The 25,182-nt window shown below is 46.0% G+C and carries 27 protein-coding genes and 1 pseudogene; 10 read left to right on the top strand and 18 right to left on the bottom strand.

Annotation, left to right across the window (positions count from 1 at the left end; translation table 11 throughout):
- Window positions 1-142: 142 nt before the first annotated feature.
- Both AACT18_RS12690 and AACT18_RS12685 read right to left on the bottom strand, forming a co-directional pair.
- Entirely contained in the window at window positions 143-2,281 is a 2,139-nt protein-coding gene (locus tag AACT18_RS12690; RefSeq protein ID WP_094124606.1) for a TonB-dependent hemoglobin/transferrin/lactoferrin family receptor, read from the bottom strand.
- A gap of 212 nt (window positions 2,282-2,493) precedes the next feature.
- Window positions 2,494-3,390 carry an ROK family protein gene (locus AACT18_RS12685; RefSeq protein WP_017050566.1) on the bottom strand — a complete coding sequence of 299 codons (897 nt, stop codon included), beginning with the start codon at window positions 3,388-3,390 and terminating at the stop codon, window positions 2,494-2,496.
- 223 nt (window positions 3,391-3,613) lie between these two features.
- Here AACT18_RS12685 and AACT18_RS12680 point away from each other — a divergent pair, with 223 nt between their 5' ends.
- From AACT18_RS12680 to AACT18_RS12670, 3 genes and pseudogenes are all read left to right on the top strand, one after another.
- On the top strand, window positions 3,614-4,261 hold the full coding sequence (locus AACT18_RS12680) for a GTP cyclohydrolase II (protein WP_013856740.1): 648 nt from the start codon (window positions 3,614-3,616) through the stop codon (window positions 4,259-4,261).
- Between the two features lie 166 nt (window positions 4,262-4,427).
- Window positions 4,428-5,690: an imelysin family protein gene (locus AACT18_RS12675; protein WP_047691824.1), complete on the top strand. Its 1,263-nt coding sequence runs from the start codon at window positions 4,428-4,430 to the stop codon at window positions 5,688-5,690.
- A gap of 78 nt (window positions 5,691-5,768) precedes the next feature.
- Window positions 5,769-5,987: pseudogene (locus tag AACT18_RS12670) on the top strand (di-heme oxidoredictase family protein); the annotation flags it as partial.
- Between the two features lie 175 nt (window positions 5,988-6,162).
- Here the strand turns inward: AACT18_RS12670 and AACT18_RS12665 are convergent.
- The 3 genes from AACT18_RS12665 to AACT18_RS12655 are packed head-to-tail and all read right to left on the bottom strand — an operon-like array spanning window position 6,163 to window position 8,736.
- Window positions 6,163-7,083, bottom strand: coding sequence for a hypothetical protein (locus AACT18_RS12665; RefSeq protein ID WP_094143067.1), 921 nt, complete (start codon window positions 7,081-7,083; stop codon window positions 6,163-6,165).
- Window positions 7,083-8,189: a phage tail protein gene (locus AACT18_RS12660; RefSeq protein ID WP_094143069.1), complete on the bottom strand. Its 1,107-nt coding sequence runs from the start codon at window positions 8,187-8,189 to the stop codon at window positions 7,083-7,085. The genes AACT18_RS12665 and AACT18_RS12660 overlap by 1 nt, the downstream gene beginning before the upstream one ends.
- Window positions 8,190-8,193: 4 nt before the next feature.
- Window positions 8,194-8,736 (bottom strand): phage tail protein I, encoded by a 543-nt coding sequence (locus AACT18_RS12655; protein WP_237666624.1) that lies wholly within the window; start codon window positions 8,734-8,736, stop codon window positions 8,194-8,196.
- A 124-nt stretch (window positions 8,737-8,860) separates the two neighbouring features.
- On the opposite strand from AACT18_RS12655, the gene AACT18_RS12650 reads away from it, so the two are divergent.
- The 5 genes from AACT18_RS12650 to AACT18_RS12630 all read left to right on the top strand — a co-directional run bounded on the left by AACT18_RS12650 (window position 8,861) and on the right by AACT18_RS12630 (window position 12,573).
- Entirely contained in the window at window positions 8,861-9,289 is a 429-nt protein-coding gene (locus AACT18_RS12650; RefSeq protein ID WP_094143071.1) for a hypothetical protein, read from the top strand.
- Window positions 9,290-9,427: 138 nt separating this feature from the next.
- Window positions 9,428-11,638: a phage tail tape measure protein gene (locus AACT18_RS12645; protein ID WP_094143073.1), complete on the top strand. Its 2,211-nt coding sequence runs from the start codon at window positions 9,428-9,430 to the stop codon at window positions 11,636-11,638.
- 50 nt (window positions 11,639-11,688) lie between these two features.
- Entirely contained in the window at window positions 11,689-11,922 is a 234-nt protein-coding gene (locus tag AACT18_RS12640) for a DinI-like family protein (protein ID WP_064626351.1), read from the top strand.
- Window positions 11,923-11,980: 58 nt separating this feature from the next.
- Entirely contained in the window at window positions 11,981-12,211 is a 231-nt protein-coding gene (locus AACT18_RS12635; protein WP_044144328.1) for a hypothetical protein, read from the top strand.
- A 14-nt stretch (window positions 12,212-12,225) separates the two neighbouring features.
- Window positions 12,226-12,573: a hypothetical protein gene (locus AACT18_RS12630; RefSeq protein ID WP_001900867.1), complete on the top strand. Its 348-nt coding sequence runs from the start codon at window positions 12,226-12,228 to the stop codon at window positions 12,571-12,573.
- 56 nt (window positions 12,574-12,629) lie between these two features.
- Here the strand turns inward: AACT18_RS12630 and AACT18_RS12625 are convergent, their stop codons facing one another.
- Window positions 12,630-13,685, bottom strand: coding sequence for a DNA-methyltransferase (locus AACT18_RS12625; protein WP_064626350.1), 1,056 nt, complete (start codon window positions 13,683-13,685; stop codon window positions 12,630-12,632).
- Window positions 13,686-13,863: 178 nt separating this feature from the next.
- A complete protein-coding gene (locus AACT18_RS12620; RefSeq protein ID WP_094143075.1) occupies window positions 13,864-14,067 on the bottom strand; it encodes a hypothetical protein in 204 nt (67 codons plus the stop codon).
- Between the two features lie 174 nt (window positions 14,068-14,241).
- Between AACT18_RS12620 and AACT18_RS12615 the strand changes: the two genes are divergently transcribed.
- Both AACT18_RS12615 and AACT18_RS12610 read left to right on the top strand, forming a co-directional pair.
- Window positions 14,242-15,267, top strand: a complete 1,026-nt coding sequence (locus tag AACT18_RS12615; protein ID WP_237666625.1) for a hypothetical protein — start codon at window positions 14,242-14,244, stop codon at window positions 15,265-15,267.
- A complete protein-coding gene (locus AACT18_RS12610; protein WP_064626347.1) occupies window positions 15,264-15,671 on the top strand; it encodes a hypothetical protein in 408 nt (135 codons plus the stop codon). The genes AACT18_RS12615 and AACT18_RS12610 overlap by 4 nt, the downstream gene beginning before the upstream one ends.
- A 40-nt stretch (window positions 15,672-15,711) precedes the next feature.
- On the opposite strand, the gene AACT18_RS12605 is transcribed toward AACT18_RS12610, so the two are convergent.
- The 11 genes from AACT18_RS12605 to AACT18_RS12555 form a co-directional block, all read right to left on the bottom strand.
- Window positions 15,712-17,052 (bottom strand): phage head morphogenesis protein, encoded by a 1,341-nt coding sequence (locus AACT18_RS12605; RefSeq protein ID WP_094143077.1) that lies wholly within the window; start codon window positions 17,050-17,052, stop codon window positions 15,712-15,714.
- Window positions 17,040-18,164, bottom strand: coding sequence for a phage portal protein family protein (locus tag AACT18_RS12600; RefSeq protein ID WP_254917421.1), 1,125 nt, complete (start codon window positions 18,162-18,164; stop codon window positions 17,040-17,042). Before AACT18_RS12600 ends, AACT18_RS12605 begins: the two co-directional genes overlap by 13 nt.
- Window positions 18,103-18,534, bottom strand: a complete 432-nt coding sequence (locus tag AACT18_RS12595; RefSeq protein ID WP_094130215.1) for a hypothetical protein — start codon at window positions 18,532-18,534, stop codon at window positions 18,103-18,105. The genes AACT18_RS12600 and AACT18_RS12595 overlap by 62 nt, the downstream gene beginning before the upstream one ends.
- 9 nt (window positions 18,535-18,543) lie before the next feature.
- Window positions 18,544-19,545 (bottom strand): major capsid protein, encoded by a 1,002-nt coding sequence (locus AACT18_RS12590; protein WP_064626345.1) that lies wholly within the window; start codon window positions 19,543-19,545, stop codon window positions 18,544-18,546.
- Between the two features lie 58 nt (window positions 19,546-19,603).
- A complete protein-coding gene (locus tag AACT18_RS12585) occupies window positions 19,604-20,233 on the bottom strand; it encodes a hypothetical protein (protein ID WP_094143079.1) in 630 nt (209 codons plus the stop codon).
- Window positions 20,230-20,613: a hypothetical protein gene (locus AACT18_RS12580; RefSeq protein ID WP_094143110.1), complete on the bottom strand. Its 384-nt coding sequence runs from the start codon at window positions 20,611-20,613 to the stop codon at window positions 20,230-20,232. The genes AACT18_RS12585 and AACT18_RS12580 overlap by 4 nt, the downstream gene beginning before the upstream one ends.
- A gap of 11 nt (window positions 20,614-20,624) precedes the next feature.
- Window positions 20,625-21,593, bottom strand: a complete 969-nt coding sequence (locus tag AACT18_RS12575) for a hypothetical protein (protein ID WP_094143081.1) — start codon at window positions 21,591-21,593, stop codon at window positions 20,625-20,627.
- 9 nt (window positions 21,594-21,602) lie between these two features.
- Window positions 21,603-22,115, bottom strand: a complete 513-nt coding sequence (locus tag AACT18_RS12570; RefSeq protein ID WP_094143083.1) for a phage major tail tube protein — start codon at window positions 22,113-22,115, stop codon at window positions 21,603-21,605.
- 8 nt (window positions 22,116-22,123) lie between these two features.
- Complete coding sequence (locus AACT18_RS12565; protein WP_094130227.1) at window positions 22,124-23,917, bottom strand: Ig-like domain-containing protein; 1,794 nt, start codon at window positions 23,915-23,917, stop codon at window positions 22,124-22,126.
- Window positions 23,918-23,989: 72 nt separating this feature from the next.
- Window positions 23,990-24,331 carry a GPW/gp25 family protein gene (locus AACT18_RS12560; protein WP_094130230.1) on the bottom strand — a complete coding sequence of 114 codons (342 nt, stop codon included), beginning with the start codon at window positions 24,329-24,331 and terminating at the stop codon, window positions 23,990-23,992.
- A gap of 121 nt (window positions 24,332-24,452) precedes the next feature.
- A complete protein-coding gene (locus tag AACT18_RS12555; protein WP_094130233.1) occupies window positions 24,453-25,175 on the bottom strand; it encodes a phage baseplate assembly protein V in 723 nt (240 codons plus the stop codon).
- Window positions 25,176-25,182: the final 7 nt, after the last annotated feature.

Below are 25,182 nucleotides of genomic sequence, written 5' to 3'. Positions count from 1 at the left end.
TAGCCTTTTTTGATCGTGATTTACCGTTGTTACGAGTTAATGATTTATCTGTGACTTCGTGGGATCGTTAATCGAGTATGAGAAATGTAGATAAAACAAAGCCAAGCGTAGAGCTTGGCTTTGTGGCTTGGATGAGAGAACGTTAGAATTGATAATCTACATTTAAACCCCAGTTACGCCCAGGCTGTGATTTGCTATCGATGTTAAAGGTTTCGCCAGTAGCATCTCGGCCCGTGAGATCGCTATACAGCCAATATTTTTTATCGAGTGCATTGAATAGACCAGCGCGGATGGTTAGGTCTTGCATTGGTTTATAGTAGGCCGTTAAATCGATAAGTGTATAACCAGCGGCATCTGCATTTGTATTTGATTGCCAGTCCGTCTTACTTGCAACCATCTTAACATTAAGCAGTGCTCCGTATTGGTCGCGATCCAGCCCTAAGCCTACATTACTGGTTAGAGGCGCGACTGAATCTAAAGCATCACCTGTTTTCTTATCTTCTCCCTCTGCATAGGCAATGGCTAGACGGGTGTAAGTCCCTTGTGGGGCATTAAACGCTTTATCTAAATCAATTCGAGAGCTAAATTCCGCACCATAAATCGTGACTTCATCCAAGTTCTCTTTGGTAAAGATATCCTTGCCACCTTGTTTGCCTGTCTTTGACTGAGTAATAAAATCGGTGTACTCGTTATAGAAGGTGGTGATTTCAAAATTAGTTGAGTCATTTTGACCACGTAGCCCAAGTTCATAGGACAAACTTTTCTCTGCTTTAAGATCTGGGTTCGCATCAATGATTGCCCCCTGATTATAGAAGTAGTAAAGGTCGTAAACAGTTGGTGCCTTGAATCCTTGGCTAATTTGACCAAATACCGCTAGGTTAGGATTGACGTGGTAAACAGAACCCAATCGAGCAGTGAATGCGCTGTCTTTATTGGCTTCATAAGACTGAGTGTAGCCAGCATCAACGCTGGGTGTCGCTTCAAAAGAATCGTATCGAAGACCAGCGGTTAATATTAAACGGTCTTGGATGAAGTAGGCTTGGTCTTGTAGGAATAGCCCCCATTGCACGATAGTCGCATCAGGAATGCCAGAGCTACCCGGGGTAGATGTACCTGCATCTAATTTATAGTCAGTATTATCGAGGTCGAAGTCGTTGTTGATGTAGCTGGCACCATAGGTAAATTCATGAAGGTTGCCATTGAGATCTACGGCTTTGGAGAGCTGTCCATCAAATTGAATCGATTGATCTGATGATTCCCGTTCACGTAACCGGCGGCCATTAGATGGCGTTGTGTCGTAGTTCTTAGCGAGAGCGCTAGAATCTTGGAAATTCAATGACCAATCTAAAGAGTCAGCAAGCAGGGTATTCATCAACCATTGATGCTCTATACCGACACGAAGACGCTCATTGGTATCTTGGTTGTAGTTATCGGTATAGGTAAAGCCGGGCATAATGGAATAACCGTTATAGTTTAGCTCGTCTTCATCATACCGTTTGTTGTAATACTCGGCGGTTAGCCCAAGTCGATGGTTATCATTGGCTTGATAAAATGCTTTTGCCAACAGGTTGCCAAGTTTGGAGTCAGCCGGGTTTTGAGCGCCGCGATCAGGGCCTTCGATTTCTGAACCTGAGCCATGAGTTTGGGTCTCACTGCCATTGGCATAAGTTGCCATCAGTAAGGTTTCCAGTTTATCTTGACGCATTGCCCACGTTAATGTCGTTTTAAATTGCTCGTTAGCGGACGTATAACCAGACTTGATACCGAAGCGTTGCTCATTTCCTTCTGTGACGAGAACGTCTTCTGGATTTTTAGTGCGTAGCAATACCACACCACCTAAAGCGTCAGATCCATACAGTGTAGATGACGCACCTTTGTTCACTTCAATAGCTTGTAGAGTGTCAATCTCTATTGCGTTTGGATATTTTCGTTGTTCAGTTGCGCCAGGGTTATAAGGTACAGGTTGCTGTACACCATCAACCATCATTTTTACACGGCTTCCATCCATGCCGCGAATATTAAATCCTGCTATTCCAAAGCGGCCATTACCTTCCGCTTCAACACCTGGGGTGGAATTTAGAGCTTGCTGAATATTATCAGCCATTACTTCTGCAATCTCAGAAGAGGAGATACTTTCAATGGATGACGATACATCTTTTTTACTCTGCTCGGTTCGCGTTGCCGAAACAACAACCTCATCGAATCGAGAAACTTCTTCTGCGAGAGCAGCAGGGGAAAGCGCTAGCAATATGGAGGCTGATAGTAGTGTTTTAGTGTACATCTGAGTTATTACCTTATTCATCAATAACAGATTCAAGCTGTGCGCAATGATATTGGATCTAAATGGTAATTACTATCATTTGTATTTGTATGTTAATGTGAAATATAAACAGAATTAGGAGTGTATGTTTTAAATATCAGTCATTTAATATGTAAAACACTTGCTTTACTTAATTTTTCGATGACTAAAGTTGTGACTTTAATCACTTTCTGCTAGTTCAAACCTAGCCAAGCTGCACCACGGATGCCGCTGCTGTCACCATATTTCGCTTGGGTAAACACAATCTGTGCACTATCAGAAAAAACGTAGTTCGCTGTTGCCCGAGGTAGATCAACATACAGCGATGCTACGTTTGATAATCCTCCGCCAAGCACTATCACATCAGGATCCAACACATTAACGATGCAAGCAAAGCTGCGCGCCATTTGATCAATCAATTGTTGATAAAGCTTTGTTGCTTGTGGGTCTTGCTGCTGGTAGCGAGTGATTATTTCGGCTGCATTCCACTCTTGTTGACCAATCAACTGAGCACTCTTTGTTAAGCCAGAACCGGAGATAAAGAGTTCAATGCAGTTATCGCGTCCGCAATAACAGTGGCGATTAGGCCCATCACGTTCATTGGTAAAACTTGGCAGCGGATTGTGCCCCCACTCACCGCATACGGCGTTCGCACCGACCAATACCTGCTTGTTGATTACAATACCGCCGCCGCAACCTGTGCCCAAAATCGCGCCAAAGACTACGTTACCATCTTTGGCGGCACCATCGACCGCTTCAGACAGCGCAAAGCAATTGGCATCATTGGCAATAACAACATTGCGTTGCAGGCGAGCGCACAGATCGGCTTTTAAATCTCGACCATTTAAAAAAGTGCAATTGGCATTTTTGATAAGCCCTGTCGCTGGGCTGATGGCTCCGGGAAGTCCAATCCCGATTTGGCAGTGAGTTTGCGTTTCGCTTTCGGCCATTGCAACCAGTTGACATAAGGTGCTTAGAAAAAGCTCGTACTCATGTGGGGTAGGGGTTCGGTGTTTAAAGAGGGTGTTTCCTGATTTATCCAGTACGCAAATTTCAATTTTGGTGCCACCAATGTCGAAACCTATCAGCATGATTTTTCCTTATTTTGGATGTTGAGTGTGAGTCCTGACTATGGAATATAGTCTAATAATCAACGTGTTTTGTCTTTGAACCGAACAAGATAACGTGAAGCGGTGAGATTTTTTCTTTTGATTGCTGAAAATTGTTATATTATAACATTTCTCAGCAAGTGATCTTTTTATTGAAAAGGGGAGTATCTATCCCCATAGTTATGTCATCAATGGGTCAATTCGAATGCAAATCAATTCAGCATTGCAACAAGCAATTATTCAAGTGAGTGTAGATATGGCGGAAGTACGAGCCAGAGTGGATTTCAAAGTCGGTCTAAAAAGCAATATTGACGCCGAAATACTCTCTTTTAGAGGACTGAAAACAGACAAAGAACATGTTGCGGTCATTTTTAAATCCGCTGACGTTACTCAGGAAACTCCTTTAGTCCGTATGCATTCAGAGTGTTTAACGGGCGATGTTTTTCACTCATCACGCTGTGATTGTGGTGAACAATTAGAAGAAACCATTAATAAAATGGGCGAAGTTGGCGGCATTATCCTCTATTTGCGTCAAGAAGGTCGAGGCATTGGTCTGTACAACAAAATTGATGCCTATCGCTTACAAAGTGCGGGGATGAATACCTATGAAGCCAATAATCATCTTGGCTTTGGTGACGACCTGCGTGATTTCACTGAAGCGGCGCAGATGTTGAAAGCGTTAAATGTGACCAAGATTCGCTTAGTCACTAATAACCCTAAAAAAAGTCGTGAGCTGAAGGAGCATGGTATTGAAATTGTAGAGGTCGTGAATACCGCGGCACATATTAAGTCGGGTAATGAAAATTACCTCAAGGCCAAAGTTTCCCATGGCAAACACAACTTAAAACTATAATTCAGACTTATAGATGACAGCCAAAAACCTCATTTCGGTGAGGTTTTTGGCGTTTTTACCTTGCAAAAAAATGGATAATTTGTATTATCGGCGACTAAAAGTGCAAATGATAATAATTAGCACTACCATAAGATAACGCTCAAATCGCCTCAACAAGGATGCTCCCATGAAAGTTAACACGCTTCTTATTCAGTCAATTGCGGCCTCACTTGCCATCGCAAGTAGTGCGTCATTTGCGGCTACCGTCACTAAGGAGCAGGTGGTCGAACATTATGCCAATATTGCCCATGCCGTGTTTGCTGATTCGCTGACGACCGCTCAATCATTAGAAAAATCAATCGATCAGTTCTTGATGACACCCTCGGCGGCTAAATTGGAAGAGGTGAAACAAGCGTGGTTAGCATCGCGAGTGCCTTACCAGCAGTCCGAAGTCTTCCGTTTTGGCAATGCCGTTGTTGACGATTGGGAAGGACAACTCAATGCTTGGCCTCTTGATGAAGGGCTGATTGACTACGTCGCTACCGATTACCAATATGAACTGGGCAATGAAGGCGCCAGCGCCAACATCATTGCCAACCAAACGTTGAAAATTGGTGCGACAACGATTGATGTCTCCACTATCACACCAGAGCTGATTGCCAGCTTAAACGAAATCGGTGGCTCTGAAGCTAACGTCGCTTCAGGTTATCATGCCATTGAGTTCCTACTGTGGGGCCAAGATTTAAATGGCACCAATGCGGGAGCCGGTGCTCGTGCTTACACGGATTTTGTCGTGGGTAGCGAATGTACTAATAACCATTGTGATCGCCGTGCTCAATACTTAAAAGCGGCTGCTCAACTGCTCGTGCAAGATTTGGCATGGATGGAAAAACAGTGGTCTGCGGATGAAAAAGCCAATTACCGTCACGAATTACTTGCGGAATCAGCAGACAATGGTTTGCGTAAGATGCTATTTGGTATGGGGTCTTTATCACTGGGCGAATTAGCGGGCGAGCGTATGAAAGTGGCGCTAGAAGCAAACTCGACTGAAGATGAGCACGATTGTTTCTCGGATAATACCCATAACTCTCATTACTATAATGAACAAGGTATTTACAACCTTTATACGGGTTCTTACCAGCGTCAAGACGGAAAGGTACTAACAGGCCCAAGCCTGAATGATTTAGTGGCACAAAAGGATGCACAAGCAGCCAAAGAGATTCAAAAGCAGTTTGACAGTGCGCGCGCTGAAGTCGGTAAATTAGTCACGTCGGCTGAAAAAGATAATCAGCATTTCGATCAATTGATCGCGGCTAACAATCCTCAAGGCAACGCGATAGTCAATGGAGCCATTATGGCTTTAGTGGCTCAAACCGCTTCGATAGAACGTACCGCTTCAGTGATTGGGATTGATAACCTTAATCCAGATACTGCAGACCACGAATTCTAATAATAAGATGAAAGATCCAAGGGCTCAGATGAGCCCTTTTCCACGTTTACACTGAATAAAGATGTTGAGAAAAGCCCAATGAGATCGTTTTTTACCGTCGCGCTCCTAACCTTGTTTGCCAACCCCGTTTATGCCGATGAGGTGAAATCGGGTGGCAAAACCAGTACAACCAAAGCTGGGCCGAATGCTTACTCGCTTCCTGCGGCCAATTTGCCGATGAGCAAACGGCTCGATTTTAGCGTGGGAAACAGTTTCTTTCGTAACCCTTGGGTGCCAGCTGACAGCGGCGAGCGAGCATTAAAACATTCTAAACGTAATAGTTAAAACACTTTTCAATGCGAGATTAAGCGGAACAAAGCGAAATTTAACGAAATATAGCCACATTAAAATTGAATAATGTGAGTGCGTAACGAAAATAAAAAAGACGCGATAGTTTCGCGCCTTCAAGCTATGTTTCTCCCTCGTTTGATATTTATTTCAATGTAAACAACATTGGACGTTCGCCAAATGGGAAATCAATCGACTCTGGGTAATCACTTAGAGCTTTTCTGTCCTGAAGTAATCTTAAATAATCTGCTTCTGCTTTAATTGGTGAGGTGCGGAGCTCAACAGGATAAGCTTGGTCTTTTTCGTACTGGTCAATACGATCCAATACGTTAGCTAATTCACTATTACGCCATTGTCTTTCTTCTGACGCTTTAAATGGGTAGTGGCGTTTAACGTCGTATTGCCAAATGCCATCAAGCCAAGAATCATAGAGTTCAGGCTCTATCAGAGTGTGCGTTTCAGGTAGTTCTCCAAGCTCTTCAATCAGGTAGTTTTCATCCTCATCACGATCTTTGGCATAAGCGACTTTGTTGCGATGATCGATAAAGGACTGCCATTGCCCATTAATGAGTTTTACCGCATAACCATCTTCAGCCTGTAGCGGCTCTTCCCACGTATGCTTATCTGGTAACTCAAAATTATAATCTGAGACTATAAATTGTTGTCCATATTCGTCGTAAAACTTCTGGCCAATGAGGATATCGTAAATTACCCACTGCTCATTTTGATACAAAACGGTTTGAATATCTGCATCATATTCCGGCGGAGCCAGAAGAATCGCGCTTTCTGGATACTGCCCATTGGGAGAGCCAACGACAAATCGTTGGCCATTCTCGTTGTAATACTCTTTCCAGGTCATATCTTCTATCTCATCAGACCATGCATCTAATTCACGGTCGTAACGAGCAATCATGCTGGGCGTTGATGGTGTGTATATATTTTGAGTAAAATCAGAGCCTAACGCAGTGCCTTTTACTACGTGCTCTACGGTGTTCTCAATCCACCAACCGTCTCGAGTCATGCGTGAAACGTTAACGGTTTTAGATGTACTAAAGAAGGTTTCCATTATGCGAGCCTTACAATCCAGTTAATTTTGCGATGGTTGATCGTATTTTTCAATGCACCAAACAGTGCAATTGTGACAGCATGGGCGTGAGATCCCATTGGGATAGAGTGGTAGTGATTACCTGCAGCGCTAGTATTAATATTTCCACCAGATCCATTTACGTCAGTTTGGTAACGGTGAGAACCACCACCAAAAGCCGCGATGCCTGAGAAGTGGGTGTGATTACCACCATTCGCGGTATTTTTAGATCCTAAATCAATACTGCTTACCGTTGAATTTGGGTGCCCGTGGTTTTTCACTTGACCCTCTTCATAAGCACCTACTGCTTCTCCGTCCTCTTTACCAATTACACCACAACCACGCATGTCCGGGATAATGCCGTTAGGAAATACCTTAGCCAATTCGGTATACACATTGACGTCAAATGCCTGACCTTTAAACATACCAAATCCTTCGGGTGCGACATCGGTAAACCATGGAATAGCCCCACCTACTGGAAAGATTTTCGCCGCAAACTTAAGCCACAAGTTGTTAACCAACCTGTCCATAACGTGAGCAACATCGAGCGCGTAAAGAAACTTCTTAATGGTTAAGAACGTATTATCATTCGTGCCCTCAACAACTTGAGCGTTCGTTGCGATTTTAGCGATTCCCCGCTCTAGCTCTGTAGCTTGAGGATAAATGGGGGTGACTTCAATAGTGACCACGGATGCATTATACAAATCAACGGAGCACTCGATTTCAAGCTGGATGTAAGCCTGCTCAAGTGATGGCACTAAACTTGGAGTGTAGGAACTGTAGACAATCAAGTCTCCTTCATCATCATACAAGCCAAACTCAAGAATGGTCTCTCCTGCAAATCGTACGCTGTCTACATAGACAAGGGCATTGATCCAGCTCTCCGTTGTATTACCCTCATTGATAACCTGACGGCCAAATTCATTGACCAGTTGTGTAAACGTTGGGTCGGGTATCACGTACTCAAGATTCGAGTTTCCCAAAGCCATCTCAACGATATTCACTTTCGTACCCGCTTGGTATGCAGCGTCTAATTTTGCCATCCCTACATGCGTGAGCACCGCTGATTTTAAAGCTTCATTGGTCATATAATTAATCCATTAGAGTTACGGTTATTCTTTTACGGCTGCGAGTCCGTATACCTGCATAGAGTCCACCACGGCTTATGGGATTTCGCACAATCATGTTCCAGTGTTGGGAGCCTTGTTTATTACTTTCTACTAAAGTAACTACATTTTCGTAATCCTTTTGAGTCAGACCGCCTTGCTCTTGAGTTGCTTCAACCAAGAACGTGCCTTTTGTACCCAGAGGCTGCATTTTGTGCCATACCGTCAGTTTAGGGTCAAAGCCTGTCAGGCTTAGTGCTCGCTCTACTGCCCAAATCGTGCCTTTGTACTTGTAGAGAGCCAGAGCATCTTTAACGATTTCCCGTTTTCTTTCGACGCTCCAAGCATCATCCCAGGTATCAACACGAAACCACCAAGCTAGCCATGGCAGATATGACTCATGCACATGGTCAATATCAAGCACCTGCAACCCTTTAATAGCTGAGCGAAGATCGTTCATTTCCTCGGTAGTCAGGCAGCTTAATGTTCTTAGTCGAATGTCTTGCTTTAAGATTTTGGGAAGCATCATCACGTCTCGTTTATCCAGTGGTTACAGGATATCGAGCATCGAGAACTTAATTTCCGTTCGGCAGATGACAGTGTTATATAAAGACACAATGCAGGCTCTGAATAACTCACATCGAGACTGAGTCATGAGCACTGAAAATAAAACTAAAAACACCGTTGAAACCGCCTTGAAACCGGAAGCTAAGGTTTTTACGTTGGAAGACATTGCACGAGCAATGATGGAATTTGAACTCTGTATTTTGAATACCCCAATCCACTTTGGCGGCATGGAACTCAATTGTGCGAAACGGGTTCGTAAAGCGCTGGTGAAAGACCGAATTGAAGCAGTACGCTTCACCAAAGAGCAATACGGGTTTGAGTCAAACGATGCCATCACCGCGCACATTGCATCGAGCATTTTGGTGTTTGGTGAGCGTACTGATGAGAAGCGAGATGAACACGGAAAGCTTACGAACCTCAGCATGAAAAGTGAAGTGGTCGTTCCTGTCGATATGCTCATTAACCTGCCGTACGAAGAGCACATCAATCTGGCTCACTTGATGGGAAAGAGCTGAATCTCGCTCGAATCAAATCGAGAATCTTTGACCAATCCTTTCACCTACTGACGAATAAGAAAATAGGCATTGTCTCTGTCGGAGAGCTAATGAATACCGATTGGGCGCAATACAACTACTTCATAGAGGTCTTTAACCATGGCAACAAGTAATAACAGCGGGTACGCATTAGAACTCATTGTTGGGGTTAAAGACGCCTTTACGCAGCAGTCAAAGAAGATTGAGAATGAGTCGAAAAAGCTGGAGCGAGAGTTTAAGCAGCTACAGAAAACCACCGCTGATGTTGATGCATTTAAGAAAGCCGAAAACGCTCTGAAGGAATTGAATCAACAAGAAACCAAAAACAAAAAAGCAATCACAGCCCAAGAGCGTGAGCTGGAGCGGCTTGGACGAACACTTAAAAATACGGGCGTCGATGTTAATAACATCGCTCAGGAAGAAAGACGACTGCAAGCTGAAATCCAAAAAACGAACCAAGGACTAAAGCAACAAGGGAGTGCTCTACAGCATATAGAGAAGATAGGCACGATTGCTGGCGGCGCTATGGCTTCAGCAGGACTTGCTTGGGCAGGCAACGATAAGGCAAGAAATGAGCGCCTTCTCGCTGCTCGCAGTAGCTATTCACTTGAGGAGGTACAATCAGCATCCCAACGTCAATTCCGTACAGACTTAATTCGCATGTATGGAGCAGACCAGGAGAGCATATTTGCAGCTCAAGCGTTAGCCAAGCAGCAGAACTTGGGCGAAGAAGACACTCAGGCACTAACGAAAGCGACTATCCAGTTGCAAAAGATCTTCCCTGACTATTCATCCCCTGAAACCGTTCGAGCACTTGCCAATATTTCAAAAGGCTTTGGTATCAGCATTGAGGAAGCGGCGAATAAACTCTACGCCACCAGCTCAATGGTTGGTGATGCTAACGGGGATTTACTCGACACCTTTGCTGAATACTCACCTTTGCTTGGCGATAAGATTTCATTCGACCAATTTGCAGCTTCCATCGTTCGGGCACGTCAAGCAGGCGTTTGGAACACTGATAAGGTTGGGGACTCATTCAAAGAATCTTTTATGGCTCGTTTCAGTGATGAAGGTGAGTTTGCCAAGCTTGTTGGTGAAGGTGACAAAGCAGGAACCGTTGATGCAATTGAGGATGTCGATTTACGCAACCGTATAAAGGAGGCCGCTTACCGAGTTCGCAATGACGTGGCAACTGGAACCGCTCCTGGTAATAACTATGCTGCATTGTTGGCATTGGTCAATAGTGTAAGCCAAACAGATGCCGCCGCAGTTAAACCAATTCTTGAAGCGATTGGTGGCACCATTATGTCTGAGGATATTGGCACCAAAGGCTTAAATGCAATGCAGCAAGGGATGCAAGAAGGCGCTAAAGTATTTGAAGGTGTGGACTCACTTGATGATGCTGCGAAAGGCATATCCACATCCATAGACAAAGCCACACAATCATTCAATTCAATGACTGATACCGTATCTAACAGTGCAGCCAAATTAATTGATAAGTTTGATGGCTTAGGGAATGCGGTTTCTAATGTAACAGGCTCTACTACTGGAGCGATGAACGATAACTCCGCATTAGGTTACGCTGGTCTTGCTGGAGCTGTTGGAACCGCTGCATTTGGCGGCTTACTTTTAAGCCGGTTAGGTAAAAAAGCTGTCGGTAAAATTCTCGGCACGGCAATGGGATCTCAAGGTGCTTTCAAACCTGCGGGTATGTTTAGTGGGCTGTTTACCAAATCTGCAGCAGAGCCTGTGGCGAACGTTGCCAAAGGACCGAGCTTTTGGTCTACAGCAGGCCAAAAGGCATTAGGTGGTGGTAAAGGTGTTCTCAAAAAGCTTCCTGTTATTGGTACAGCGCTCAACGCTGCATCCATCGGAATGAGTGCAATGGATGGTGATACCGAAGGCGTTTGGCGTAGTATCGGCTCTACCGTAGGCGGTGGACTTGGTGGACTGACTGGTGCCTTATTTGGTGGTGTGGGCGCACTCCCTGGAACAATAGGTGGCTCGATTGCAGGTGATGAAATTGCAGGCTGGCTGTATGACGTTTTCAATGGTGGAGACGATAAAGTTAACCAGCAAGCCGTTGCCCAGGTTGAACAAACCGTACAGTCAGCAAGCGCTCAATCAAGAGCCATCATCAATCAACCACCAGCGACCGTTGAGGTCAGTTTTGCTCCCGTCATTCAGATTGAATCCGCCAGTACCGAACCGGATGTGATGGCTCAAACTTTAGTGGCAGCACTTCGAGATATGACCCCACAACTCAAACAAACCCTCCACGATGTGATGGATGATCTATGGAAGGATATGGATCATGTTGACCTCGGCTAAAAATAATTATACTGTTTATCTATACAGTATAATTCGAGGCGAGGTTTGTTATGCGTGTTGAAATGATCGTTAAAGCGGATGGTTTACCAAAAGACAAGTTCTCTTTGATTGAACCGGAAATTCAAAGGCGCTTATCGGTACTTAATCCTGATGTTCGGATTCGTATACGTAAGGGTGAAAATAATCACCTTGAGATTATGGACAAGAATAAAGACAACAAGGAGAAAGCCCACGAGATTTTAGAAGAAATGTTCAACGAAGCGGACGAATGGTTGTACAACTAGAAACCAGAAGTGATGTATTGTTTAATGGCTATATCTTTATGAATTGAGGGAAAATTAAATGGCGCGAAGAACACTTTTACTACCACCCGAACACGGTTGCAGTCTTGTTCTTGTCGAAGAGCTTGACGCCAATGGAATGGTATTATCTATCTCATACGAAGTGATTGATGTCGATGGAAATACCAAATCTTATCCTAGCAAAGCTGCGGCTAAGGCAGCATATGCGAATAGGGTTTACGAAGCAGAACAGCGCTTAGGGATTTCAAACTCACCACGTATGTGGATGTAATTTTCAGGGGAATTATGAAATACAACAATGAACTGTATCGTAACCTAGTTGATACGTTATCCGAGTTTATTGATCACACATGTAATGGTAAACACGCAACGGATACCAGCCGAGATGTATTTTGCCATCTCGCCATACTGAGTGAAGTCATTGAACACGACTCAATGAAAACGACCGATTTAGTTGGTCGATTCATTAACTTGATTTCTGTTGGTGGCCATTTGATGTGCCGCTTGGAACCTTCATATCTTGAGTCAGATACCCACCAACTTTGCTGTACAGTTATCAAGCATCTGAGTGAGTTATGCGAAGTTCAGGAATATCAGGTCTCGTATTGGCTAAAATATGCCAGTGGCAATTAGATGACTATTGAAGGTAACAAAGGCGCAATCAAGCGCCTTTTCTTTTAAGTTGCGGACTAACATTTAATATTTTTTATCGACGCCAACGCTTGTTCAAATGTTTCCTCTTCCATTTCAATACCGATAAAACGTCGATTCAAACTCAAACAAGCCTTACCGGTTGAGCCACTGCCCATAAATGCATCGAGCACCACATCGTTCTCACGACTGCTGGCGGTGATGATATGTTGCAGTAAGTCTTGCGGTTTCTCACAAGGATGTTTACCAGGATAATATTGCACAGGAGCAAACTGCCATACATCCGTATAAGGCACCTCACTGGTGACAGAGAACGGGCGGCGTAAATGTTCGTATTGGGCTTTTAGATCATCGTATTCCAAAACCAAACTTTGATAGCTGTTTTTTAAGGCATCATACTCTTCTACCAGTTCGCCATGTGTTTTGGCCAACAGCCCTTTTTTGTTGGCAAAGAGCCGTTGCAGCTTCTGGTACTGCTCTTTGCTTGGTAATGTCCACTGGCTTTCACTAAACCAGTGTGAACACATTTGAGTGCCTGTAGCCTCATTGATTTCTTTCGCTGTCACTCCGAGCTGTTGACGAGCCTCAATAAAATAATCCATCAATGGTTTGAACACTTGTTTCTTTAACTCGCTGCACTGAGAGGCATAACCTGAGCAGCCTTTTGCATAACCTTCAGCATTATAGTGGCCAGCAAACAAGATACGCTCGGTTGCCGGGAAGAACATACGCAAATCAGGCTTGTGCATTCTGCGCCATGGGCCTGATGGTTTAGCCCAGATGATATGGTTAAACATTTCAAAACGATTTCTGATGAGAAGTTCCGTGTCACTGGCAAGTTTTGAACCACAGAACAAATAAAGGCTTCCTGAAGGTTTAAGTACTCGCCAGAATTCGAGTAGTACCTCATCTAGCCACGCTAAAAATGAAGTGACATCTGGCCACTGGTTATCCCAGGCTTGACGTTTAACTTGGAAGTATGGCGGGTCGGTTAAAATCAGATCCACAGAATTGTCTTCAAGTTTTTTAAGGTAAGTTAAACAGTCGGCATGAATGAGGGTTGCACGACCATCGTGCAGAGTGTGTTGGTGCATTCTAATCTCCTGTTGCAAGAGCCTTGAATACAAAGAGCGAGTGAAGCCGCCAGCCATAACGAATTAAAGCTGGCGGCGTTTTGCTGCTTCCTCTCCAATTCCTTTATTAAAAGGCTCTGGGTCTCAGGTACTCAAGGCATCAAAACACCAAGAGAGTTTATCACCATTAATACTGTCATTATATACAGTTGTTAGTGTTTTTAATCAGGTGGTGTAAATCGGCGAATGGCACTTGTGCGAGCTGCTCCAGTACAAAAGCAATATGATGTTCACTGTATTCGGGGTGTTGCGCGGCAATGATGTGTGGTTTTACCGCGCCATAACGCGAATAGGTTGCGATCGTTTGTACAAGCTTTTGTGCCCCAGGTGCAATCGTTAACATGTTGTATCCCCTGCAATGAACGAGACCACGACACTAACTCTGGCACACCATACCATCCAGTCTTATTTATTGAGGACACATAAATAATAAAGTGGGCAGCGGGCAAATTTTTGCCTGTCGATTTTTAAGGTTATCATGCGAAAATGGAATTCAATGTCAGTCAGGAGATCTTCAATGCCTATATACGATATGTTTGATAAAAATAAACTGTACAAATGTCCTGTGGGTCAAAATCCAGAGCTCTGTAAATGCGGCTCTTGCCAAATGCAGAGAGATTGGGACAAGAGTGCTGCCGCTCTAAGAATGGCTGAAGCCAAAAATTTTGCATCATTGGGATCTGCTATGCCCATGACTCGGAGTGTTACACCACCTGAGCCTTCGAGAAAAACCACCAAAGAAAGGCTGGAAGCACAGCGAAAAGCGAATCTGGAGGCCAATGATAGAGCGTTTGCCGAGGTGCAAGCACGCAATAAACCACAGATCGCCGCAGAAAATATGTATTGGCCACCTTATAACCCTTTAGCGCCAGAAGGTAAGAAAGACATCCAGATAGAGTATGTGAAACCGATAGTGAGTATCGCGGTGCTGTCGTTGGAGGAAGCCCAAGAGCTATACAGCAATTTAGGTGGGAAAGAAACGATAGGCACCACTAAGTCTTATAGTGATTTAGCTAAAGGAACAGCGGAAGCTTACGCTACTGCAAAAGGGCTGGGTGGGCTCGGTGTTAAATCATCAACGAAAAACATTCATGGTCAAGACTGGGTGATTATTCGTGATTTTCGTCGTCATCAACAAACCTTAATGCAAGGAAATAAGTGGGGAGCAAGTAATCCAAAAGTGGTTCAAGCTGGACTCGGTTTGAACGATCTCAAAGGTGCAGTTCGGTATGTTCGGTTTAACGCAGGTATTGAAATCGCGTTTGCGGTGGGAATTAATGCTGCCGATTACATTTTACGTGATGAGGCGACGTTGGCAGAGCTTGGAGTCAATACGGCTAGCGATTTAGCTAAAGGATTTATATCACTGGTAGGAGCTGCGTTGTTCACCGCTGTTGTAGTACCAACAACAGTTGGTGTTTTATTCAGTGGAATGACGTTTGCGGCAGCGTCATTTATACTTGGCAACGCATTAGATGTAGTTGATGAAAGTAACGGTTATTCAGAAACGATTACTGAAGCAGTTAAGGAATATTTTCAATGAACTACTTAAGAGTCATCTTTTTGGGGTTGCTGGGGGGGCTAGCTTATTTTCAGATTTATGAACAAATAGGTTCAGCATTCTCAACCAATTCAGTGATAAAGGTGGACGGCTTGTTGAATGTTTGGGCGAGTTATAGTGGTTTACTTATCTGTACTTATCTGACGATTTATTACTTAAAAGACATGTTTCACCTTTCAATAAATATCGGCAATGTCAACAAAGTGGGGATACTGATATTTGTTGTTATTGCGCCTCTACTAACGATCGTAACATTCGGCCAAACTAAATCTAATGTTTCTAGTTATGTCGAATGTAAAAGTGAACGAAAGATTTCCAGTCGTTATTCAAGCCGAACGTATGCGATCAATGAAGAGTTGTGTTCGGCTTTAAGTCAGCATGATTAGTTATCCAGTTTGGGGGCTCCTTTCTGCGAGGAGACCTCTGCTACATTTTTAGTGTTACAAATGTCTGTTGCTCTAATTCGGATGTCGTCATGCTGACAAGCCGGTAAATTTGGCTACTATCGTATGCACTTGCAAAGGCTACGGCTCTGAGTGAGTCATCAAGCTCAAGCATAAACTGCAAGCTAGGTAAAAAGTTTCCATCCTTGAGGTCATCAAAAACCAACCACACTTCATCGGGAGATCTGATTAGCTTATCCTGTATCATCTCGCGGAACGGCTCTAGTTCGGGTGATTGTGTTATCGCTTTGCTGAGTGTTGCCGCAGACAAGCCTTGCTTGGTCACCGTTTTGGCTTGTTCCTTTAATACGCTTTTACTCTGCGCCTGAGAGTAATTCAAGATGCTTTGCGTCAGTCCATACTCTTGCGCTCGCTCCATCATCGATGCAGGCAATGTTTTCATTGATACCAATGGCGAACTGGTGAACTGATGCTCTTTACCTGTAACCGCATCTTTATCTAAGGCTTTACCACTAACTTGTTCTGAGGCTTGTCGCATCGATGCAGGCAGTGCTTCATACTGCTTACGTGAAAGTACAGACACAGTGGCTCGGCATTTATGGTGGTTTGGTGGATAGAAGCTTTCCCAAAACGGGTCGTCCTTAGGTTTGATCACGCCATCGAGCTTTCTGCACAGCTCTGTTGTTCCCGAGTCCAGCACGGACGAATAAACCAGGAACTCAACCAAGTCGTTATTCGCAATCTGGGTCCAGCGGCCAGAGTTGTACGCCGTCATCATATTGTTGCGATAATGCAACTCTAGCCAGTACGGGCTGGCTTCAGATATTCCTTCTTGCTCGAGAAGCTGACGGATATTGCCCAAGGTTTCAGAGCGAGATGCACCGCTTTCTAATGCAGCTTCATAGCGCTTTTTCACTCTGTTTACCGCATCAATACTGGAGACGTTCGCAACCGTAAAAGCACGAAGTTTCATCGCCGCTTCCATTTGACGATACTCTTTGGTATCGGTCGGTATCATCGCTTTGAGTGAATCAATCGCTTCCTGAAAAGGTACATCATCCACGGCAAGATAAATGGGGGCATAGGTCAGCTCGATGGGCTTATCTTCAGCTTCAGTGATGGCATTATTAATATGCGCCTGACCAAGTAACCAACTCACCATCATCGATGCGGCGTAGAGATTGGTGTACTGATTGGTGGCTTGGGTAATATCGATATCGTCAGGGTTTGAATGGGCTTTGAAAGCCGCTTCTAATTCTCTTGAAAGGCTCTTAATCGTCATCGATAACGCCTCATTTTCGAGGCGCTGTAATTTGGTGAGGTTACTGGTCTCTTTCTTGTCGAGACTCTTTAAAGCAGACATAGATGCTTTCCTGGTACGTCTGAAAACTCCAGACTTGGACGTTGATTAAAACCTTGTACGGGTTCAACCCCTGAGCCATTCGCCAGAGCCGATTCCAACATGGCTTTGTAGGCCTCCTCATCCACTCGGATTTTGATATTACCCTCACGACCGTTGGCTAAGAAAATCCACTTAAACAGCGTATCGTTAAGCGTCTTATGCACCATTCGAGCATCACGCTTGGAGACGCGCATGGCTGCGCGCTCGTGAACTTCACCCAAAGAGCGAGAGCCGTACTTTTGGTTACCGCCTGTGAGAGTCTGCCCAGTGATGCGCTTGGAGATTTTATTGTCGATGTATTCAATGGTGCGCAGCAGTTCGTCCACCTTGCCGTTCGCATCGAGCGCAACAATCTCTTTCACGCCAGACAGGGCAACCGCATCGCCGTTCATCACAGGAGCCAATGAGTTTGCAATCGCTTGCAAGTCAGTTTCGCCATTGGCATTCTCCGCCAATGCAATGGCAGTCGGAATGGCATACTTCTCACCCAAGCGCTCGATGTTAGCCCAGCTAATCCACTTACTTTGCCAGATTGGCCAGACCGATTCTAAGATGGTCTCACCGTATGGACGCTCAGTGGTCGCATTGCGCAGAACGGGAATGACTTTACCTGTCACCGGTGTTCTTGCGGTGTAGTCCACCGCGCTGTACACCAAGGTGCCATCTTTTAATAGACGAAAGTCTTCAGGACGTTTTTGCTCAGAATTGGTAAGAACAAGCTGAGAGCCGTCTTTCTCCCAAATCAGCTCCACCGGCATAAAGCCAAACTCGGTGGCACTGAGCATCTGCTCCATCAGCATTTCTAAATCAAAGTCCGCCATCACATCGTTGTAAAACGCAATGTCATTGGCTGAGCCTTCAATCACATAAGGCACTGTCATTGCTGTGGCATGTCGCATTTCAATGTCTGAGGCGACCTCTTCATCGAGTAACATGGCACGAATGGCACCAAAATAGTAGTTACTGCTTTGGTATCGCGCATTGCCCAGCTCAGTTGGCAATGGGTAGTGATTAACGATAACGTCGGTGGGAAGCCGAGCGATAAGGGACGATAATGTGAGATTCTTTATCACGGGCAATCGCAGCTCCTGTGTATTGAGCGCCACTGTCAGCGCCGTTATTAAGACCAAGCAACGAATTGATTAATGCGATGGCTTCATCTTTGCGATCGTCAAAATCAAACTCACTGATTTCACCCAACTCATAGATAGCCATTTGAGTCATGGCTTCAGCCAGCACTTCGTTATCATCATCGCTGTAGAATCGAGCGAGTGCATTCTTTTGACCAAGGTAGGCATAGCACCAACGGGCCGCTGATTGGCAGGCCGTTTGAGCGCTATTGCCATCGTTGTAAGTTAACGATTGATAGATTTGCTCCTCCAGGGAGTCAGATACTCCCTGGGGGGTGACCATCGCTCTTAACTGGGTAAGGGTAACAGCCATTATCGCTCCTTACGCCAGAGCGTTATCCGCCCAGCAAATGGCATCAACGACAACCGCAGGCAAAGGTTTAGACATGGTGTAGACATCGGCTCCACTTGGATCATCCACTTTTTTCACTTTCGAGAAGAACGGCAACGCCTGAAGACCCGCATCTAAATCATCCAGTGCGGCGTAGTAAAGGTTGTGACCTGCATCGAGGTCAACCATCACCATCTTGTCGTCATCAACGGTTTTTACGCGCGTTTTGAGACCGCCTGCCATGGTTTCGTACGAACCATTTTCAAGGTTAATAATGTAGCCACCCACATTCACCTGACCTTTACTCACTTTGACATCCAACACGTTAGATTGATTTTTACCTGCCAGCGTGACAATACGAGCAAACAACGTTTTACCACACAAGGTTTCTACGTTAATGCCATAGCCTTTTGCCTGAATGGCTTCATCCATTTCTTGCAGTGCGGTATAGACCATTTCAATCGTCGCATCTGCGGCATTCAATGAGGTTGCAAAGTTGTGGCGCAGCGTCTCGCCATAGTCAACGTCAAACGTCTCTAGGGCACCTTCAGCGGTTTTCATTGGGTAAGAAATTTTACCTGTCAATGACTGAGCACACAGCGCTTCGGTGGAGAACTCAATCTTGCGCATCACGCCAAACTGAAGCATGTCGAAGAACTTTTGAATGTTCTGTAAACCTAACGCTTTCATGTTGTTCAGCTCTGCCGCTGAAATATATGACACGGTTGAGAAACCTTGAGGCTCGATGGCTTGTGTCTCTACATCATCACCACCTAGCTGATAAGCCTTGGTGCCACGACGCACCACCGGAATATTCGAAAGGGTTTCTTTCAACACACTCCAAGGGATACGCACACTTGGGTAAAAGATGGCTTGGCCAAACACTTTATTACGGATGCGCATTGGCACCGGTTTACGTTTTTTGTACTTATTCAGCAGCTCTGCCCATTCTTGTGGCGCTAACAGGCCGCGTAAAATATCAATAATATCCATACTTTTTTCTCTTTATAACAGCCGCCTATTGAACGGCTGTGTGCATTAATGGGAGTGGTTACTTCTCTGAGCTTGACTCAGGCGCATCGACGCTGGGTTGTGGTGAGCCATCCGTTGATGGGGCGTTCTCGTTTGGTGATGCATCTTCAATCACTAAGCCGAAACTGTCCTCAACACGTGGGTAGTCACCTTTTTTGGTAAACGCCACTTGAATGGAGACTTCACCATTACCCACTGGGGTGATGACGCCTGTCTTCTCATCCACAGCGGCCACCGAAGTGTCACTGGATGAATACTTCACAACTTGCTCGTATGGGTTGTTGATGCCCAAACTGAACTTGCCTTCGTTATCACCATCAGAAAACACAAGAGTGGTGTAAGGCACTGGCACATCATCCACTTTCACAAAGCCGACGTGCCCCAACGTTGAATCATCTTCAAGGCTTTTATCTTGGATAGATTCAGTGGAGGCTTTCACTGCAGGCTGACCCAGTTGGTGATACGCATCGCCTTCACGTTTTAGGATTTGCAATTTCGCAATGGCTTGCTCAATCAAATCGTTTCGACGTGAGTGATGCAGCAAGGTACGCGGGTGTGCTCCTATCTGAACAAAGGCGTTGGAGGCTTCACGCAGCGCTTTTGAAAAAACGCCATCTTGCTTGGCTTTTTGTTGCTCTAACGGACTCATAGCCAAGCCCCTTCAGTGAATAGATGAGATAGTGACAACGTGAACTCATTGGAAGCGGAAAGCGCACTGCCATCGGCAAGCACAACGCGATCGCGAAGGTAAGCGCCAAGGCGAAGTGTAGAAACCGATGCATCACCTTCCATTTGTTTGGTGGTCACAATACCCAGCGTAACTTGAGTAACAGTTAGGTTTCCTGCGCCATCATCCTGCGCGGTTATTAAAGGGGAACCGTTCCAACGCGCCGTAATGACACCATCTGCAATAACGACTACATGACCAGGCTCTAAATCGGCTACGCCATTAACCATCATTTGTTGGATGACGTTACCACCGCTGTAACTACCGACAATTGCAGGTGCGCCTTTGATGGTCTTTTTCATTCCAAAATCCATTACCAACCCTCCGGATCAAAGTTGTCTTTTTTAGCGCCGCCGTTATCAGCCAGCTCTAAGTTTTGGGTTAACTGGTCCCACGTCGATGGTTTCGCTGGAGCCGCTTTCTTCTCTGGCATGGCTGTCAGCATGCCTTTGAGTTGGCTGTAGCGGTTGCCATCACCCGAGGCGCAAAGCTCAATAGCAGAAGCGCTATCAATCATGGCTTTCACGCTCTTGCGCAGCTCATCGCTCATCTCACGAGAGTCCGCGAGTTCAGTCAGCGTTTCTTTGCGATCGCCAGCTAACGTGTCTTGCATAGCGGTGACCGCAACGTTTGACTTATCGCCATCGGTGGTGACTTCACCATCCTTATTTGGTTCGCCGTCTTTTTTAGCCGGTGCAGGCGTATTGGGTTTTATACCCATCGCTTCGAGCTGCTCTTTGACGGCATCGCCTAACAGCGCTTTCAGTTCGTCTTTCTTCATCGTTATTCCTGTTTCATTGTCATCAGAGCCAGACTGAGTGCCGACTTCTGCACTGAGATAGATAGCGCCATCGCAAAAGTCGCTATCGCTTAGGTTCACCACATCACGGGTTTTGGTTTCAGCCGCCGGAGGAAGTTGACCCAAGAACGCGGTGTGATGCATGTACCATTCACCGTCTTTGTCCGGCACCGGATGGATACCGGCGCTGAAGCCTTCAAACTTGCCCGAATCCTCCAGAGCTTCCATTTCAGGGGTGTAAATAATTTCCCCAACCAGCACGGTCTTTCCGGCTTTATCGCCACTGCCAGCTTCGGTTCGAAGGTTGGACACTCGCCCCAACGCGGCAATCTGATCGCTGCCTTTGGTTGGGTGACCTGGGGTCACCGGTGGACGAGCGTCCGGTTTGTAGTTGCGAACCACCGATTCCAACTGCGCTTTAGTGACAGGCTGACCATTCTTTTGAATGCCATCAGCCACTATCTCTAACTTACGAACTCGCATAACTGCTCCTTACAAAGTGACTGTGACACCAAATTGACCAGGGTCATCTGGCGGATATTTCGTGCCCGTTTGCATGTCGAGCATGAACACACGGCCCGAGGTATTGCTGATTTCAATAAAGTGCACAGCAATGTTGGCGGTGTACGGTGAGCCTTCATCGCTGTATCCAGGCACTGGCGGATTCTTCACATAGCCATGAATACGAGTGATACCGGCATCAATGATTTTTGTGCCCGTGTCAGAATCCAGCATTCTGACTTGGCCCGTCATGCGCAGCTTTATCCAACCGTCGTTATTGGTCAGTTGTTTCACATCGCCTAATGCGACCGACTGAAACTCGATGGTTGCCGTTGGCGCTTCGTATTTGCCAGTGGGTACTTCCACATCACCCAGACCACCTAAGCCGCCCACGGTGGCCATCTTACGTTGCAAATCCGCGCTCGCACTTTTCACACGTCCAACGTATTGGGTCTCATTGATGAACGTCATCTGGTCACGCCAGACTACACTTTTCTCTGCCATGACTTACCTCACGCAATCAGTTTGCTAAAGGCGCTTTCCAAGCCTTCAACGTAAATTTCAGCGACAAACTCGACGCTCTGCATGGGTACAGGCGGCGTCATTCGATAGCGGTACTTAATTTTGCCCAGCATCAGATTGGTGAGCGGGTTATCACCGGCATCAATCGACACACTGCTGTACACCAAAGCGGTACCTTCTTTCGAACGCAGATAGTCGTTCACCGTATCTTTCACGCGGCCACACGTGGTGTTGGCAATATCGGTGGGACTGGTGAACATTGGAAAGTCCAAGAACTGACGAGTGACATCTTCAATGCTCTCTTCAATGATGTCCGCAGTGCGGCGCACCGAAAGAAACGACAGGTAATCACTTTTGGCTGGGAACGCGGTTGAGTAGTTACCAAAGTTCTTCCAACCGCCGTGGTTCATCAGCGTCGTAATGCCATTCACGTTGAGATAGTTCACATCACACGATGGGTCGCTTGGGATGTAATCCAACTCAATCGATGGGCCAATCACATCCGCCATTACATAGTTCGATGGTGAACACCAGTAACCCGTCTCCGGCACAATGTTCTGCTCGGTTTGGTCACGGTCTACCTGAGCAATCAATCCGCACAGACTTGGCGCGTACCAATCCACAACTGTTGCGCCATCTTCAGCCAGCACTTTCGGACGCGGCCAACCAACATACGCTCGTTGTGAGGTGTACTTTTGTTTCCACGCGTAAGCTTCTTCTGGGGTTGAAATATGCTCAGGCATATCACCCACCCAAATACCGCGAAGGGTGCTGATAGCCGCAACCGCAAGCCCCATCGCGCCATCCTTGTGCAAGATGCCCGGAGCCATGTTGATTTTGGATGAGAAGCCATAAGTCTGTTTTGCTTTGCGAAGCAGCGGCAGCGCTTCCATGAATTTCGCGAGCAGCGCATCGGTCACGCGAGAAACTGTCAGTACATAAGTCAGCTCAACGCCTGCTACGTCACCCACATTGATGGTGACATCGTTATCGTTGGTGTAGCTGTAGTTACTCTTCGGTGCGAGCGTCACCGTGACCACGGCTTGTCCTTCAGACAAAGGCGTAATGGTGCCGTCACTGCTATCGACCAAAGCAATGGCTTCATCAACAATCGACCAAACAGCGGTTTGCTCGTACGGGTTGATTAACGCGTTTGGTTGAGAGTCAGCACCTAAGAACGCGGTCGCTACAGAATCGCCCAACGTTGCTGGACTCATCACCTTGCCTGCGCTCGGGTTGGTTTGAGCGACCGTCACGCCATAGACATGCGCTTCGTCTACATCATTCTCGCCATCGTTAAAGGTGACTAATGCGGTAATGTTGGCAACGCCTGCTTGCACGGGAGTGACAACACCCGTTACCGCATCAACGGTCGCAATCGCTTCATTGTCTGAGCTGTACGCAATGTCATAGGCGTGAGGGTTTGAAATTGAGATAGGCAAGCTTGCACCATCATCAATATAGATTGAGGTGCTAGACGTGCTCATCGTTACGCCAGAGACAGCAGGCTCTTCGACTTCAGGGAAGTCGCTGTCTTTACCTAGAGGGATGGCAATAATGGAGTTGCTTGGCACATAATTGTGAACACGACGAATGGCATTTTTCAACGTGCCTTCACCGAAGACTTTTTTCGCGTCGTCGTAATTGGTGGTGTGGTAGAGCTTTAATGGCTCTGCCAACTCAGAGGTTCCGAACACACCAATCACACTGGACGACACTTCGATGACCGAAATGGGACCTGTGAGCGATTCGATGGTTCGGATGCCGTGAAGTAATTCGGCCATGGATACTGTCTCCTGTTAATCAGTGGAGTCAGTATCTGAGATTTCTATAGGGATAATTTCCGTTCGGCAGGGTTAGGCGTTGGTGAAATCGAAGACTTCACTTTGACCCGTGGCGAGAATTTGGCAAGAAAGTTTAATGCCAATGATGCCTTGTGGCAAATCGGTTTGGTATACGATGATGCTTTCCAGCCTAACGCGAGGCTCGTACTTTGCCACAGCTTCGGCAATCGAGACTTTCAGACCTTGCACTTCCCATTGAGGCTTATCAACATACTCTAATGCATCGGCCGCGTAGTCCGGCATGTAAATCCGTTCACCTTTCCCCGTGTACACAATCATAAAAAGCGACTGCTTAATATCGGACACCAAATCGATATTTCGCCCGCTTGCTGCAAATTTGAGTGAGTAGGTCATGCGTACCCCGTTTGAATTCGTTTGAAATCCGGTTTGAATGAGTTTGAATAAAAATATTCGAACATTCACACCAGATTGAAATTAAACGCCCTTAGAATCGCTCTGAGAGCGTTTTGTTATTTTATTGATTTGCACCGGAGGTTGGTCTGCCTTCAGCGTCATTGTGGGTATGGCTAATCACAGCGACCGTTACCCCATTAATGGTGACTGAGCCTTGCATGATTGCGCCGCTGCTCATCACTGCCGCTCCTCCAGTGGTACTGCCGTAACCCGCCGCGCCCACCAAACCGGTGAAGGTGGCCGTTTTCATTCCCGTCAACGTATCCATCAAGGTGGTGGCTTTGACGACCTTGAGCGTATCAAGAAGCTCGGTGGCTCCAGTTACTTCCAGTTTGGCATCAATCAATACTTTGTCGGGATTGACGGTGATGGCTGGTGTTCCACCGCCAATCTTGAGCACACCCGTTTGGGTTGACTGGTCATATTCTAAAAGCGTGCCGTCTTTAAACTGAACCCCAAACTTATCGATGTTCGCGATATAAGGCTTTGCTGATTTGTTGGCCATTGAGCCAAGCACAAAGCCGGACATCATCGAGCCACTGGGAATGAACAGGCACAGCACTTGCTCACCAACCTCAAAGTTGCACGAAATGCTGACGCTTTTACTGCGCATCCCCAGAACAGGAAGCCAATCTGATTCGGGATATCGCAGCCCAGGGAAAGTGACCTTCACGCGCCGCAGATGCGCGTCAACGATGCTGACCTCCCCAATGCACACCAGTTTACGCAGCATTGAGAGTACATCACTCAGTTTGGCTTTTATCTCTGCCAGTTTATTGAACATATTGGCT

It is taken from the genome of Vibrio sp. V04_P4A5T148, assembly GCF_963875605.1.
GTDB classification, from domain to species: Bacteria; Pseudomonadota; Gammaproteobacteria; order Enterobacterales; family Vibrionaceae; genus Vibrio; species Vibrio anguillarum.
The sequence above is the reverse complement of the archived record's forward strand: the minus strand, read 5'-3'. Positions and strand labels throughout refer to the sequence as shown.

What these genes read in the sequence shown, in the direction of transcription:
- AACT18_RS12690 (WP_094124606.1), bottom strand. Translation starts at nt 2,281, where the DNA reads ATGTACACTAAAACACTACTATCAGCCTCCATATTGCTAGCGCTTTCC.
- AACT18_RS12685 (WP_017050566.1), bottom strand. Translation starts at nt 3,390, where the DNA reads ATGCTGATAGGTTTCGACATTGGTGGCACCAAAATTGAAATTTGCGTA.
- AACT18_RS12680 (WP_013856740.1), top strand. Translation starts at nt 3,614, where the DNA reads ATGCAAATCAATTCAGCATTGCAACAAGCAATTATTCAAGTGAGTGTA.
- AACT18_RS12675 (WP_047691824.1), top strand. Translation starts at nt 4,428, where the DNA reads ATGAAAGTTAACACGCTTCTTATTCAGTCAATTGCGGCCTCACTTGCC.
- AACT18_RS12665 (WP_094143067.1), bottom strand. Translation starts at nt 7,083, where the DNA reads ATGGAAACCTTCTTTAGTACATCTAAAACCGTTAACGTTTCACGCATG.
- AACT18_RS12660 (WP_094143069.1), bottom strand. Translation starts at nt 8,189, where the DNA reads ATGACCAATGAAGCTTTAAAATCAGCGGTGCTCACGCATGTAGGGATG.
- AACT18_RS12655 (WP_237666624.1), bottom strand. Translation starts at nt 8,736, where the DNA reads ATGATGCTTCCCAAAATCTTAAAGCAAGACATTCGACTAAGAACATTA.
- AACT18_RS12650 (WP_094143071.1), top strand. Translation starts at nt 8,861, where the DNA reads ATGAGCACTGAAAATAAAACTAAAAACACCGTTGAAACCGCCTTGAAA.
- AACT18_RS12645 (WP_094143073.1), top strand. Translation starts at nt 9,428, where the DNA reads ATGGCAACAAGTAATAACAGCGGGTACGCATTAGAACTCATTGTTGGG.
- AACT18_RS12640 (WP_064626351.1), top strand. Translation starts at nt 11,689, where the DNA reads ATGCGTGTTGAAATGATCGTTAAAGCGGATGGTTTACCAAAAGACAAG.
- AACT18_RS12635 (WP_044144328.1), top strand. Translation starts at nt 11,981, where the DNA reads ATGGCGCGAAGAACACTTTTACTACCACCCGAACACGGTTGCAGTCTT.
- AACT18_RS12630 (WP_001900867.1), top strand. Translation starts at nt 12,226, where the DNA reads ATGAAATACAACAATGAACTGTATCGTAACCTAGTTGATACGTTATCC.
- AACT18_RS12625 (WP_064626350.1), bottom strand. Translation starts at nt 13,685, where the DNA reads ATGCACCAACACACTCTGCACGATGGTCGTGCAACCCTCATTCATGCC.
- AACT18_RS12620 (WP_094143075.1), bottom strand. Translation starts at nt 14,067, where the DNA reads ATGTTAACGATTGCACCTGGGGCACAAAAGCTTGTACAAACGATCGCA.
- AACT18_RS12615 (WP_237666625.1), top strand. Translation starts at nt 14,242, where the DNA reads ATGCCTATATACGATATGTTTGATAAAAATAAACTGTACAAATGTCCT.
- AACT18_RS12610 (WP_064626347.1), top strand. Translation starts at nt 15,264, where the DNA reads ATGAACTACTTAAGAGTCATCTTTTTGGGGTTGCTGGGGGGGCTAGCT.
- AACT18_RS12605 (WP_094143077.1), bottom strand. Translation starts at nt 17,052, where the DNA reads ATGTCTGCTTTAAAGAGTCTCGACAAGAAAGAGACCAGTAACCTCACC.
- AACT18_RS12595 (WP_094130215.1), bottom strand. Translation starts at nt 18,534, where the DNA reads ATGGCTGTTACCCTTACCCAGTTAAGAGCGATGGTCACCCCCCAGGGA.
- AACT18_RS12590 (WP_064626345.1), bottom strand. Translation starts at nt 19,545, where the DNA reads ATGGATATTATTGATATTTTACGCGGCCTGTTAGCGCCACAAGAATGG.
- AACT18_RS12585 (WP_094143079.1), bottom strand. Translation starts at nt 20,233, where the DNA reads ATGAGTCCGTTAGAGCAACAAAAAGCCAAGCAAGATGGCGTTTTTTCA.
- AACT18_RS12580 (WP_094143110.1), bottom strand. Translation starts at nt 20,613, where the DNA reads ATGAAAAAGACCATCAAAGGCGCACCTGCAATTGTCGGTAGTTACAGC.
- AACT18_RS12575 (WP_094143081.1), bottom strand. Translation starts at nt 21,593, where the DNA reads ATGCGAGTTCGTAAGTTAGAGATAGTGGCTGATGGCATTCAAAAGAAT.
- AACT18_RS12570 (WP_094143083.1), bottom strand. Translation starts at nt 22,115, where the DNA reads ATGGCAGAGAAAAGTGTAGTCTGGCGTGACCAGATGACGTTCATCAAT.
- AACT18_RS12565 (WP_094130227.1), bottom strand. Translation starts at nt 23,917, where the DNA reads ATGGCCGAATTACTTCACGGCATCCGAACCATCGAATCGCTCACAGGT.
- AACT18_RS12560 (WP_094130230.1), bottom strand. Translation starts at nt 24,331, where the DNA reads ATGACCTACTCACTCAAATTTGCAGCAAGCGGGCGAAATATCGATTTG.
- AACT18_RS12555 (WP_094130233.1), bottom strand. Translation starts at nt 25,175, where the DNA reads ATGTTCAATAAACTGGCAGAGATAAAAGCCAAACTGAGTGATGTACTC.